General features: G+C 62.8%; 11 protein-coding genes and 1 pseudogene. 2 read left to right on the top strand and 10 right to left on the bottom strand.

Annotation, left to right across the window (positions count from 1 at the left end; translation table 11 throughout):
- Nucleotides 1–53: 53 nt before the first annotated feature.
- The 9 genes from BV034_RS31345 to BV034_RS31305 all read right to left on the bottom strand — a co-directional run bounded on the left by BV034_RS31345 (nt 54) and on the right by BV034_RS31305 (nt 9340).
- Nucleotides 54–911 carry a prepilin-type N-terminal cleavage/methylation domain-containing protein gene (locus tag BV034_RS31345; protein ID WP_050030885.1) on the bottom strand — a complete coding sequence of 286 codons (858 nt, stop codon included), beginning with the start codon at nt 909–911 and terminating at the stop codon, nt 54–56.
- Nucleotides 908–1357 carry a hypothetical protein gene (locus tag BV034_RS31340; RefSeq protein WP_050030884.1) on the bottom strand — a complete coding sequence of 150 codons (450 nt, stop codon included), beginning with the start codon at nt 1355–1357 and terminating at the stop codon, nt 908–910. Before BV034_RS31340 ends, BV034_RS31345 begins: the two co-directional genes overlap by 4 nt.
- The gene (locus BV034_RS31335) at nt 1354–1884 is read right to left on the bottom strand and encodes a prepilin-type N-terminal cleavage/methylation domain-containing protein (protein ID WP_050030883.1); all 531 of its coding nucleotides are present in this window, start codon (nt 1882–1884) and stop codon (nt 1354–1356) included. Before BV034_RS31335 ends, BV034_RS31340 begins: the two co-directional genes overlap by 4 nt.
- A 32-nt stretch (nt 1885–1916) precedes the next feature.
- Complete coding sequence (gene gspG, locus BV034_RS31330) at nt 1917–2342, bottom strand: type II secretion system major pseudopilin GspG (protein ID WP_050030882.1); 426 nt, start codon at nt 2340–2342, stop codon at nt 1917–1919.
- Nucleotides 2343–2409: 67 nt separating this feature from the next.
- Nucleotides 2410–3720, bottom strand: coding sequence for a type II secretion system F family protein (locus tag BV034_RS31325; protein ID WP_050030881.1), 1311 nt, complete (start codon nt 3718–3720; stop codon nt 2410–2412).
- Nucleotides 3721–3769: 49 nt separating this feature from the next.
- Nucleotides 3770–6490, bottom strand: coding sequence for a secretin N-terminal domain-containing protein (locus tag BV034_RS31320; RefSeq protein ID WP_050030880.1), 2721 nt, complete (start codon nt 6488–6490; stop codon nt 3770–3772).
- 37 nt (nt 6491–6527) lie between these two features.
- Complete coding sequence (locus BV034_RS31315; RefSeq protein ID WP_050030879.1) at nt 6528–7094, bottom strand: hypothetical protein; 567 nt, start codon at nt 7092–7094, stop codon at nt 6528–6530.
- Nucleotides 7081–8271 carry a PilN domain-containing protein gene (locus tag BV034_RS31310; protein WP_265593678.1) on the bottom strand — a complete coding sequence of 397 codons (1191 nt, stop codon included), beginning with the start codon at nt 8269–8271 and terminating at the stop codon, nt 7081–7083. Before BV034_RS31310 ends, BV034_RS31315 begins: the two co-directional genes overlap by 14 nt.
- Nucleotides 8272–8380: 109 nt before the next feature.
- Nucleotides 8381–9340: a type II secretion system protein GspK gene (locus tag BV034_RS31305; RefSeq protein WP_050030877.1), complete on the bottom strand. Its 960-nt coding sequence runs from the start codon at nt 9338–9340 to the stop codon at nt 8381–8383.
- A gap of 147 nt (nt 9341–9487) precedes the next feature.
- Here BV034_RS31305 and BV034_RS31300 point away from each other — a divergent pair, with 147 nt between their 5' ends.
- Complete coding sequence (locus BV034_RS31300; protein ID WP_050030876.1) at nt 9488–10147, top strand: hypothetical protein; 660 nt, start codon at nt 9488–9490, stop codon at nt 10145–10147.
- 72 nt (nt 10148–10219) lie between these two features.
- Nucleotides 10220–11974 carry a GspE/PulE family protein gene (locus BV034_RS31295; protein ID WP_050030875.1) on the top strand — a complete coding sequence of 585 codons (1755 nt, stop codon included), beginning with the start codon at nt 10220–10222 and terminating at the stop codon, nt 11972–11974.
- A gap of 59 nt (nt 11975–12033) precedes the next feature.
- Here BV034_RS31295 and BV034_RS34315 read toward each other — a convergent pair.
- Nucleotides 12034–12190, bottom strand: a pseudogene (locus BV034_RS34315) (transposase); the annotation flags it as partial.

The following is a 12190-nucleotide window of genomic DNA, read 5'->3' as shown; positions in this document are numbered from 1 at the left end:
GGTGCGGTCAAAAGTTCCAGCGTTTTTGTGGAAAATACAGTGGTGAATCCAGATCAAGGCGGAGGTTCCGGGGCAGGAGCAGGCACGGGATCCGGGGCCGGGTCCACGGGGGTGCCCGGCGGCGGCGTCACCGGCGGGGTGGGGCTGCTGCTGCCGGAGGGCGTTTCCGCGGGAGGTACCCAGAAGGTCCAGTGTTGCGGCGGGCCGACCGCCATGGTCAGCCGCAGTTCCATGAGCTGCGGACGCTGTTTGCGCGGAATGACGGGTGCTGTGTTCAGGCCCGCGCCCGGCTGCCCGGGAAGGGGGGGCTGACCACCGGCGGCGGGATCATCCTGAGCCGGGTTCGCGGTGATGACGCCGAGGGGATAAAGGTCCAGCCGTTCATTCCACACGGGTTCCCATTCGCCGCTCTGCACGCGGTAGAAACGCCACTCAAGGCTGGTGACATCCTCCAGCAGTTTCAGGCGACGGCCCACACGGTTGTCGCCTTTTTCCCAGGCCAGGGCCTGGGTGGCGGTCATGGAACGGAGGATGACCGAGAGATAACCATCCACCTGCTCGTCGGTCTCCAGCACCATCACCTCATTGCCGCCAGAGCCCTGGGTGGAGAAGGCTCCTGGCGATCCCTTGAACGTGAGCTGGGACAGGTAGTGATTGCCCTTTTGTTTCACGCGATGCCGCACCACGGCATTCGCCGGGAGATTGCGCAAAGTGCGTTCGCAGAACTGGGAGAAGCCGTTGACGCGGCTTTCTGCGAGCTGGGTATCGGTCATGTCATTGCTCAGCTGGATGGTGGCCCGCACCACGCCAAACACGGCGCCCAGCAAGATGGCCAGGATGAACATGACCATCATCACCTCCAGCAGGCTGAAGCCGGCCGGGCGTCGTCGCTGGGGCGGGCCGAACGTCATGGCTGCTGCAAATTAGGGGCGAACAGAGGTGGCCACATCCAGGTCTCGGCCGTTTCTTCACGATCCCGGCCGCCATCATTCCACCTGGCGATGGCGCGCACTCGCATGAGTTGCGGCAGTTCATGTCCTTCTTTGTTGGAGAGCTCCAGGGGTTCGATCTTGACCAGATAGGCCACGCCATTCTCCTGCACCTTTCGTTCGCCAGGGGCGATGTGACCCATCGGCTGGTTGGGGTCGGGCTTGCGGGTGGCTTCCACCAGCAGGCTTTCCAGGCGGGTTTGCACTACCAGATCCTCGCGCATGTCATTCCAGGCGGTGCCAATGCCGTTGATGGCCGCCACCAGGGAGACCACGGCGGTGCTAAACACCATCAGGGCCATGAGCGCCTCCAGGAGGGTGAAGGCTGCGGCGTGTCGCCGGACGATGAGTGGTGGCCGTGATTTCATGAATCTCCGGGAATGTGCATGCCTTCATCGATCACGCGACCGCTCAACGGGTCCACCGTCACTTCCAGCCAGGACGCTCCGAGCTCAAAGCGGGCGGTGAGAGGTTCGCACAGTCCGCTAGCCGCCACCACCAGGCGTTGTCCGGGAGCGGGGACGAATTTCTCTGCACCCCACCGGCGTAAGGTCAGCTTCATGGCCGGGGGCAGTTTGACGCGGCGGATGTAGAATTCATCTTCATCCTTCTGACGAATGCCGTCTGGATCCTGCCGGTAGCGGATGGCAAAGCCGGTGGGTTCAAACAGGATGACCTGGGGTTTCTCCTGCAACGCTGCGCGCCGGACTGCCTCCATGGTCATGCGCTGTAGTTCCGACACTGGCTTGCGCAGTTCTCTTTCCGCAGTCAGGCCGCCGAAGCTGTAGATGCACAGGCCCACCAGCAGCACCATGATGAACAGCACAATGCTGATCTCCAGGAGCGTGAAGCCCGGGGAGCCACGACGCACTGGTGAGGAGATGAGCGGGCGCATCGGGCGCATCGGTGGGCGAAACCAGGAGAGCCTTACTCCCAGTTGCCAATGTCGTCGTCAGTACCCTCTACACCGTCAGGTCCGAGGGAGAAGATGTCGTGTCGGCCGACATTCTTCTTACCCGGATTGCGGTACTGATACTTGTGCTGCCAGGGGTCGTTCAGTGCGTTCTCCGTGGCCAGCTGCATCCATTTTTTGACGCCGTCCGGCCGTCTCACTGTGGCTTCCAAACCCTGGGCCTGCGTGGGCAGGGAGAGGTGGGTGGTGCGATAGCGCAGGAGGATGGTCTCCCATGTTTTGATGTCGGATTCCGCACGGGAGATTTGGGCTCCCTCACTAACGTTTCGCATCATGAACACGCCACTGCCGATGATCAGGGCAATGATGAACATGACGAGCATGATCTCCATGAGGGTGAAGCCGGACTGGCGGCGGCGAATTCTGGGTTGGGTTTTCATCGTAGTGAACGAGGAGGTGTGGGGATTCAAATCTAAACGGCAGGCTGAAAATCGGCAATCAGGGAGATCAGCGTTGCAGATTGTTGAGCGTGGCCCAGACGACGTTGATCATCATCCACGCCATGGTGCCGACCATGCTGGCCATCACCAGAATGATAACGGGCTGAAGCAGAGCGGTGGCGCGGTCAATGGCCTTGCTGAGGTGACGTTCAAAACGGCCGCCCGCCTTTTGCAGGGCGTCGGAGAGCTCGCCAGTCTGCTCACCCACCCGCACCATGTCGATGACCAGCGGGCGCACCACATTCGCTTTCTCCAGCGCGCGACTCAAAGAGCCGCCGTCGGCCACTGCGGCTTCCACCGTGCCGAGCCGCTCGCGCAGGAACTGGTTGACGGTGGCCTTGCGCACCAGCTCCAGCGCCCGGTGAAGGGGGAGGCCGTTGTGAATGAGGTTGCCCAGCGTCTCAAGAAATTGCACCTCGAACCGGGTGCGAAGCACGCCGCCGTAAATGGGCAGGTCCAGCTGGACGCGATCCCACCAAGCCTGTCGACCCTTGTCCTGAAAGAGCACCACGATGGTGAGGATCGTGAGCACCGCGCCTGCCAGCATCGCCCACCACCAGGCGATGAAGAAATCACTCGCTGCCATGAGGACGACCGCGATGGTGGGCAGATCGCCATGCGTGCTCTTGATCAGCACCGCGAGCTTGGGCAGGAGGTAGGTGAGGAACATCACGGCCAGCCCCAGACCGGAGGTAATGATGAAGAACGGATAGATTAGCGCGGTGGTCACCCTCGCCTGAAGCGTCTGCATCTGCGTGAGGTAGATGGCCTGACGATTCAGGATGGAGGGGAGCGAGCCGCTCGCCTCCCCGGCACCCACGAGATTGCAATAAAGCTCGCCGAAGGAGGGTGACACCTGCTGAAGCGAGACTGAGAAAGGGATGCCGTCCCGCACTTTCTCACGGAGCTGGATGGCCAGATCACGGACCACCACGGTGCTGCGGTTCTCCATGGCGTGCAGCGCCTGCTCCAGCTGGAGTCCGGCGGCGAGCAAATCGCACAGCTCCTCGGTGAACTGGATGACCTGGGCCTTTTTAAGTTTAATGGGGCCAGTGCCTGGGGTGCCCGCGGACCGACCGGAAGCTTTCGCAGCAGGCCGTGCCTCCGCGTCTTTGCCCGGTTTGCCAGCCTTGGTGCTGCCGGATGCTGCGGGTGCTTTAGCTGTCGATGCGCCGGCTGAAGCACCAGCGCGCACGCTGGAAGGTTGCAGACCACGGCGGGTCAGCTTGCGCAGCGCGTCCCCACGATCCGACGCCTCCAAGGTGCCGGAGCTCGCCTGGCCGGCCAGATTCACAGCTTCAAAATGGAAGACGGGCATGAGGAGGTGAGTTCCTTGAACTGCTCACGGGGTGAGATCGGCGCCACGGCTACTTTTTCAGCATCTTGGTCCGCTCATTGGCCTTCTGCTTCGCAGTGCGGGCCGTGGGAGCGCTTTCATCCACTGGGACAGCTGCGGGTGCCGCCTCGAGAGGGGCGCTTGTCATGCGGGGACGCGGAGCTTGCTGAACGTTCGTGGTGACCGTCGTGGTGGCAGGCCCTTCTGGCGGCAGATCGTTGGACATGCGGGGAGCTGCACCGTTCTCTGGTGTCCAGCCTGGAAGCGGCAGGATGGGGGAGGTCACGCCCTGCCCGGGAGATGGCGGAGTCACTTCCAGAGGCACATGGATGGTGTCATCCGCAAACTGCTTGTTCACAGGGTAGGACTGAGTCTGCTCCACCCACTTGGACTGGGTATTGAGGTGGTCCATGCCGTCATTCAGGATCTGCGGCTGCACAAAGATCATCAGCTCGCGGCGTTCCTTGCTGTTCGACGTGTTGCCAAAGAGGTGCTTGAGCACCGGCACACGGATGAGGAAGGGCAGGCCGCTCTTGTTCTTGGTGTCGCGCTCGGTGATGAGGCCACCCAGCAGCACGGTGCTGCGGTTGGGCACGATGATGGTGTTGCGCATGCCCTGGACACTGAGGTTGGGCACGCGGTTGCCGCTGATCTCAGTGAAGCCAGACACGTCATTGTTGGTCTGCTCGAAGTCCAGCCGTATCTCGTCATTGGCGTAAATGTGAGGGGTGATGCGCAATTCGAGCCGGACTTTGACGTAGTCCGTTGTGCTGGCCACGGAGGCTCCGTTCACGGTGGTGCCCCCGGTGGTGAGGGTCTGTCCGGCGATGGCCAGATCCTGGCCGATGAAGATGTTGGCCTCTTCATGATTCAGGGCCGTCACCGTCGGCTTTTGCAGCACGTGGAAGCGTTTGTTCTGCTCGAGGGTGCGCAGGAAGACGTTCAAGTGCTTGCCGATGTGGCCATAGACGGCGAGGCCCTGGGGAGCCACGAAGTCTTCAATGCCACCGAACTTGGTGAAGTCCACAGGCTCGGCACCGGTGGTGTTCAGGGCTCCAGCAATGAGGCCATCCTTGCCGACACTTTCCAAAGTGTTCAGCCAGTCCACCCCAAAGGAGAAGTCGTTGCCCAGCGTGAATTCCCCGATCACCGCAGTGAGCAGAACCTGGCGTGGGCGCTTGTCCAGTTCATCGGCCAGCTCGGTCAGCATGCGCAGTTGCTCTGGAGGACCGCTGGCGTAGAACTGGCTCGCGGAGGGATCTGCGATGACGAGCGTCTTGCCAATCAGCACGCTGCGTGGCTGCACATCGGCTGGCTGGCTGCTGCCACCGCCGCCGCCGCCACCTCCTCCAAAACCACCACCACCGCCGAACCCGCCGCCACCACCAAAGCCGGTCATGCTGCTGTCGCTCCCACTGCCGCCCGAGCTGTCGAATCCGCTGCGAGAATTGCGGGAGGAGGAAGTGCTCGTGGTGGTCTGGTTGCCGCCGCTGGAGGATGGGCTGGAACCGCTGCCGCCATCGTCTTTGGCGCCGCGCAGCAAGGCATTCCGCGCTACATCGAGGAAGTCCATCACCTTCAGGTAGCGAAGCTTCCGGGAAACAAACGTCTTCTGCGGAGAGGCCGCATCATACTCGGCCACCAGGCTCTCAATGTACTGAATGTCCAGCGGACGAGCCACCACCAGCAGCGTATTGGTGCGGGCGATGGCCTGGATCTTGGCTGGCGTGGCTTCGGCTTCGGTCCCACCGATGGGTGATGTGACGTTCACCTGGGCGGCGGCCATGGCCGCGGCGTTTTGGGGATTGGTCGGGCGCACCGGTTGCGGTGCCACCGGAGCAGGTCGTGGGGCTTTGCCGGAACTGGAGCCACCTGAACCTCCCTGGCTGCCCAGGCCGAGCAGCTCGCTGATGGCGCTGGCGACTTCCTCGGCATCGGCACGCTCCAGATGGATGGACTTGTGCTTCACCTCGCCCGGGGGCACGTCCACCTGGCGGGTCAGGTCGATGTACGCACGGATGGTGTTGGAGTTCTCCGTGATGACCAGCGCCTTCGCATTAGGCACCGGGGTGATCTTGCCGTACGGGTGGGGCGGGATGATCTGGGCGAAGGCCTGGGCAGCCTCCTCGGAATTCAGGTAGGTGAGCTTCAGGAGATAACTCACCACCTGGTCGGACTGGGGCAGCCCCTCGTCGGAGAGGATCATGGGCACGCCTTCGCTGGCGGGGATGCGCCCACCTTCATAACCGAGCACCTTGAGCATGTTGTTCCCACTGGGGACGATGGCGTAGCCCGCCAGCAGCAGGGATTTCTCCAAAAACTCGATGGCTTCTGCGGTTGGCACCTCCCCAGAGGTCTCGATCGTGACGGTGGCGTTTTCCAGCTTGGGATCGCGGATGATGCGCTTGCCGATGAGTTGCTGGTAGAACTCGATCACCTCCCCCAGCGGGGCGGCGGTAAACTGGATGCGGTGACCGCGGCCGGAGCGAGGTCCGGGACGCTGGGTGCTGGTGACAGAGCCGGGAGGCTGCACCGGGGCTGGCTGCGGGCGGATGGAGGGAGGGGCACCTCCAGGGCCAGGGCCGGGAACGGGACCCGGCACGGGTCCCGAAGCAGGGCCGGAACCGGGGCCTGCGGGTGGCGGCACGGGCGGCGTGGGGCCGGGAGTTTGGGCGCTGGCCATTAGCGTCGCCGCAGTGGCGATGACGACGCAGCCACGGAGCAGCCGGGGGAGGGGCAGGCGGGGATTCATGAAATAATGAGCGGGGCGTTTCAGAAAGGGCGACCGGTCACGGGCGGGTGGCGCCGGCCGTGAGCGGGCCGGACGCGGGGGCTGGCTGGCCGGCTGTCCGGTACCAGCGCCACACCTGCACGGTGGCCACCACGAGATTGGGGTCCTGCTTGTCAGGGGCCACTTTCAGGGAGGGGATCACACGAAAATCAGCAGGGGCCTGCAGCCGGTGCAGCCAGCGGAAGACCTCCTGCAGCGGGCCTTTCACCGTCATGGTGAAGCCGAGCTGCTGGTAGAGACCGGTGGCCTCGGGTTCGAGGAGTTGCCGGTTAAGCGTCTCCAGGCCGCGGTCGCGGGCCATCTCCTCGGCGCGGGTCAGCTCCTGGTTGGCCTCCAGCGCGTCTTTCATCGCCGGCTGGCTCTGGTCGATCCATTCATTGCGGGCATTCCACACGTCCGCCTCCGCCAGCAGCAGGCGGGACTCCATCTGGGTGAGCTCCAGGCGGTCCTCACCCTTGCTCAGGCGCTTCTGCCAGGAGAGGAGCTCCCGCGTGCCGAGCAGGCCGGAGATGACCGCGAGCAGAACGAAAAACAACAGCATCAGACGGCGCTCACTGGGCTTCATGCTCACCTCCGTCGTTGATGTTGCCTTCCACGCGGAAGATTGCGCGATTGTCTGGACGGATGGTGGGCACGGGCGTGTTGAAGGCGTAGCGCTCCAAGGCGGGGCTGGCCTTCAGATCTGCTTGAAACTTGGAGGCGTGAATGGGGGAGGTGGCTTCGCCGCTGATGACGAGCGTCTCGAGGTCCATGGAAAAATCGAGGAAGCGGATGCCCTCTTCCGGTAGCAGGTTGACAATCTGATCGAAAATTTCCACTGGATAAGTAGCGGGGTCGATGGCGGGCTCCAGGGCACGCCACCGGAGCTGGGCCTCCTGCACCTGCGCCACGCGGGGTTCATCCACCCGGAGGATCGCCAGGGCGGCATCGAGCTTGTGCTGGCGCCAGGTCAACCAGCCCGCCCATGCGGCGAAACAGAGGAGCACCACCAGCGTGGCGGCGGTGAGCATCATCGCCTGTCGCCGCGCCTTTTCGCGGTCACGACGAATCGCCGCCGCAGCGGCTGGAAGCAGATGGCTGCGGGTGTGTGGGGGATGAGGGGCAGGACGAGCCCCGGTGTGGATGCGGGCCCCGAGCGCGCTTTGCAGCGCATCCGAAAATTCTGGCGCGCTGTCAGTCCATACATTCACGGCCTGGAGGGGGGCCAGGAGACCTTGCATGTCCAGAGCCATCAGAAGGTCTCGAATCTCTTTTGCTGCTGCGCCATCGAGCACCCGGGCTGATAGAAGAGTCGTGTGCAGGAGCTGTCCGTTGCGCTGCACCGCCATGACCAGTCGGCCCAGTTCCCGCCAGATGGCCGCCTCATCATGCGAGATGGGGTAGAGGCGGGCGCTGATCTCAAACGAGTCGGGCAGGCTGCGATGCCACAGCTCCTCGCACGCATCGTCTGCCAGAGCCACGCTGCCGACGAGCAGCTTGTCTCCTATGGTGGCGACGGGCCATTGCACCCAGTGTTGGCCGCCGGCCCCGGGCTCCATGCCCAGTGCCTCCCACCGCAGGTCAGTGGTCTCGGCCAGCCGGCTTTCACTCGCTTGCGATACCCAGAACGGGCTGCTGTCGAGGCTCTGCAAGGGGATGGCAAAAATGCCGCCTGCCGCAGCTTCTGGTTTGGCGGACTTTTGCCAGGCGCCCCGGGCGTCGAGCAGCCAGCACTCCCAGCCTTCTTCGCCGGGCAGTCGCAAGCTCTGAGATGGTGAGGGGGTTCCCATGCAGTAGTCCGAAAGCTAGGGGATACTCTTATTAGGAGCGAGTCTAATTTTCGTGGTTTTTTTGATGTATTTCGCGCTTCGGTTATCTGCGGTGATCGGGCTCCACGGTGAACTCACGCCACTCCAGCACCTTGGGCCGCACAGGATCCTTCTTCAGGATGACGGCGATACCGCGAGAGAGATCGTTCACCTGGCCGACGCTTTCGATGCGCAGGGTGCTGCCCCGCAGGCTGAACAAGGCCGCAGCGGCCGTGCGTTGCTCACCCCCCAGGCCAAGAAGCGTGAGCGCATCCTCCACATTCTCAAAGAGCTGATCATCCTCCGTCTGGTGCTCGCCATCGCGACCATCCCGCACGGCCACTACTGTTTCCGCCACGGAGAGGGACACATCTGCCGTGGCTGCGATGACGGCGGCGGAGGCCTCATTCACATCCACCCTGCCATCACCCCAAAGGGTGAAGATCTCCCGCCACTCCGGATGGGCATCTGCAAAGGCACCCATGCCCTTCACGAGCAGTACTTCATCCAGGGTGTGAAAGGGACGGTTGTATGGCCGGTCGGCAAAACCCGCGCGCTCATACTCCTGACGCTCTGCGCCTTGCAGCCGGCGCAGGTCATCCGCGTCCTTCCAGTCCATCAAGCTCTCCACCAACTCACTGGCATCGGCCGGGCGCAGGCCCCAGCGGGTGAAAACGCGCTGCAGGGCGGGGCGTTTCTCCTCCGTGAGCAGGGAGTTCAGATTGATCCGGGCCTCCTCGGTGGTGAGCCTGACGTGGTAGCTCTCGGTGTCACTCACCTTGCGCCGCAGGAGCGGATCTTGGGCTTTTACCATCGGGTGGCTGGCCACGGCCACGCCCATCTCGGCCAGTTGCCGGGCGCGAAAGACCATCTTGCGGGAGATGCCAGTCTCCACATCTTGCATGGTGATCATCATGGTGGTCACCACCAGAAAGGAGAGCAGGGCAATAACCCACAATACCACGAGCAACGCCGAGCCAGTGGCGCGCCGCGGGAAATAGGGGGACGGGGAGGGCCGGAACATCGGCGTCAAATGAGGGCGGCGAACGCAGCGAGGCATTCTCCACGGTGGCCCTGCTGCTGCCAAGCACGAATCTAAGTCCTGTTTTTACCACAACTGCCACGGAACAAGGTTTGACACCGGGAAACCCGCCCGGTAGCGTTTTGGTAAATGATCCGCCCCCTTTCATTTTTCCTGGCCCTTCTGCTCACCCTAGCTGCGGTTTCCTCCGCGCAGGCGCAGGTGCTTATTTACAAGCTCGACTTCCGCAAGGACAAGGGCATCAACTATCATCCCTTTACCGGAGGGTACTTTGTGGCTCCTCTGCTGGGAGGCAGTGGCACGTTTTTCCTGACCAGCACGGATGATGAACGGGTGTACGTGGAGGCGGCCGATGGCGGACGACTCTTCACTGCCATCAGTGGCGGTGGGGACAAGAAGGCCGTCATCTCTGCGAGCCTGGGGGCTGGGACGGCCATGGGTGCCCTCGTGGCCATGGGTGACATCAATCACACCGTGCATGTGCGCGGGCCGACCTACACTCTGGATGCTCGGGTGGCGAAGTCCCTCACCGGCATGTCCGTGAGCGCGGATGATGAGAGCGAGGCAGAAGGCCCCGCCCTGAATGGCAGCATCGGAGCCGCCGGGTTCTCGGAAATCAAGGCCAACCTGGATGACGAGGAGACCAACCGCGCAAATTACAAAGGCCAGAGCCTGAGCCAGGCCTCGGAGGCCATCCGTCTCATGCTGGAGCGCCAGGGCTTCCACAATGCGGATGGAGATGACGACGACGATGATGATGAGGAAGAAGAAGTGACGGTGACGGAGTAAGGAATGGTCTTCTTTGCTGAATAGATCTGTCATTGACCTGCTCCGGCAGATTTGCCCCTTGATCCGCGTCTTATGCCCGCCCTTGCCCTCAGTGCTGCCTTCCCGACTGTGGCTGATCCTGAGGATCTGAAAGTCGCCGCGCAGGAGGCCAATGCTGCGGGTCTCTCATTGGTGGACGTCTTTCTGGAGCGAGGACTCGTGGAGGAGGCGATGCTCCAACCGCTGGCGGATGAGCTGGGCTGGCCTTGGGAGCCCATGCTGCAACCGAAGCTGGAAGAAGCCTCGGAACTCAAACGTCTCTGCCCGGCCCGGTTGGCCCTGCGTCACCGGTTGCTGCCGCTCGGGGTGGAGGAAATGACTTCGTCCACCCATGCGTCCGAGGAAGGGGGCTCTGAACCTGCTGCTCCCGGTCGCGTGCTGCTGCTGGCCTGCTATGATCCCTTTGACTTCATGGCCCGTCAGGCGGTGGCCCGCACAGTGTCTCTGCCGGTGCGCTGGTGTCTCGCTCCCCGGGAGGAAGTGTTGCGTTCCATCCAGGCTTTCTACGGCGTGGGTGCGGACACCTTTGATGATATCATGAAGTCCCGCGACATGGACGCGGACGACAGTCACCTGCGCGACGAGGCCAATGTCATCGATGCCGATGACGCCGAGGCGTCGGTGGTGAAGTTTGTGAACCAAGTCATCCGCGAGGCCCTGCTCCAACGCGCCACGGATATTCACGTGGAGCCCGTGCAGGACAACCTGCGCATCCGCTACCGCATTGATGGCGTGCTTCATGAAGTGCCCGTGCCGGAGAACATCAAGTCTCTCCAGGCCTCCGTGTTGGCCCGTATCAAGGTCATGGCCCGGCTCGATATTGCCGAGAAGCGCCTGCCGCAGGACGGCCGCATCAACCTCAAGCTGGACAATCAGAGCATCGACGTGCGCGTGGCCTGCATTCCCAGCGTGGAAGGCGAGAGCATCAGCCTTCGTCTTCTCGGTCAGGAGCGCTTCACCCTGGCCAAGCTGGGCCTTTCTGCAGAGTATCGCGCCAAGGTGGACACACTGCTGGCGAGGCCCAACGGCATCGTGCTCGTGACCGGCCCCACGGGCAGCGGCAAGAGTACCACGCTCTATACCTTCCTTTCGCAGCTCAACAGCATCTCGCGCCGCATTGTCACCATTGAAGATCCTGTGGAGCACAAGCTTCCTGGCGTGGTGCAGATCGCGGTGAAACCGGAGATCAGCCTCACCTTTGCCAGCGGTCTGCGCAGCATTCTGCGCGGCGACCCGAATGTGGTCATGGTGGGGGAAATTCGCGACCTTGAGACCGCGGAAATTGCCGTGCGCGCCTCCCTCACCGGTCACTTGGTGTTTTCCACCCTGCACACGAATGACGCCGTCGGTGGTATCACCCGTCTGGTGGAAATGGGGGTGGAGCCCTTCCTCGTTAGTTCCTCGGTCCGCGCGTTCATCGCCCAGCGCCTCGTGCGCTCCCTCTGCCCGCAGTGTCGCAAGCCGGCGAACTACAGCCCAGAGCAGCTTTCCGCCGCAGGCTTTGTCATTCCTGCCGGGCACATCATTTATTCAGCCGCCCAGAGCGGCTGCCCCGCCTGTCGCAGCACCGGCTACTACGGCCGTACCGCCATCTACGAACTCGTCATGGTCACCCCGGCGATCCAGGACCTCATCGCCCAGAAGGCCAACGCCAACACCCTCCTCCGACAAGCCCGCCGCGATGGCTTCATCTCCATGCGAGAGTACGGCTGGCAAAAGGTCCTCGACGGTGTGACGACGCTTGAGGAAGTCGTGCGCGTGACGAGCGAGGATCACGGAGCGGAGTAGAGGGGCTTATTCCGCCGCAAAGGATCACCTGCAACTTTGGGTTCTTCGTTAGTTTCCGTAGATTGTGACAAGGCTGGAAGCATGTCGAGCCCGCCGAGGAAGAACAGAATGCGTATGCGGTAGTTGTCGAAGTTGCGAAAGCCCCGTGCCGACGTTTTGAGCAGTTGAATGCGGCTGTTGAGCCCTTCTGTCAGCGCGTTGGTGATGGGGTGGGTA

Origin of the sequence: Verrucomicrobium sp. BvORR034, assembly GCF_000739635.1 — a bacterium.
Classification (GTDB): domain Bacteria; phylum Verrucomicrobiota; class Verrucomicrobiia; order Verrucomicrobiales; family Verrucomicrobiaceae; genus Verrucomicrobium.
This window is presented reverse-complemented; position numbering and strand designations above follow the sequence as displayed.

What these genes read in the sequence shown, in the direction of transcription:
- BV034_RS31300 (WP_050030876.1), top strand. Translation starts at nt 9,488, where the DNA reads ATGATCCGCCCCCTTTCATTTTTCCTGGCCCTTCTGCTCACCCTAGCT.
- BV034_RS31320 (WP_050030880.1), bottom strand. Translation starts at nt 6,490, where the DNA reads ATGAATCCCCGCCTGCCCCTCCCCCGGCTGCTCCGTGGCTGCGTCGTC.
- gspG (WP_050030882.1), bottom strand. Translation starts at nt 2,342, where the DNA reads ATGAAAACCCAACCCAGAATTCGCCGCCGCCAGTCCGGCTTCACCCTC.
- BV034_RS31345 (WP_050030885.1), bottom strand. Translation starts at nt 911, where the DNA reads ATGACGTTCGGCCCGCCCCAGCGACGACGCCCGGCCGGCTTCAGCCTG.
- BV034_RS31335 (WP_050030883.1), bottom strand. Translation starts at nt 1,884, where the DNA reads ATGCGCCCGCTCATCTCCTCACCAGTGCGTCGTGGCTCCCCGGGCTTC.
- BV034_RS31340 (WP_050030884.1), bottom strand. Translation starts at nt 1,357, where the DNA reads ATGAAATCACGGCCACCACTCATCGTCCGGCGACACGCCGCAGCCTTC.
- BV034_RS31315 (WP_050030879.1), bottom strand. Translation starts at nt 7,094, where the DNA reads ATGAAGCCCAGTGAGCGCCGTCTGATGCTGTTGTTTTTCGTTCTGCTC.
- BV034_RS31305 (WP_050030877.1), bottom strand. Translation starts at nt 9,340, where the DNA reads ATGTTCCGGCCCTCCCCGTCCCCCTATTTCCCGCGGCGCGCCACTGGC.
- BV034_RS31325 (WP_050030881.1), bottom strand. Translation starts at nt 3,720, where the DNA reads ATGCCCGTCTTCCATTTTGAAGCTGTGAATCTGGCCGGCCAGGCGAGC.
- BV034_RS31295 (WP_050030875.1), top strand. Translation starts at nt 10,220, where the DNA reads ATGCCCGCCCTTGCCCTCAGTGCTGCCTTCCCGACTGTGGCTGATCCT.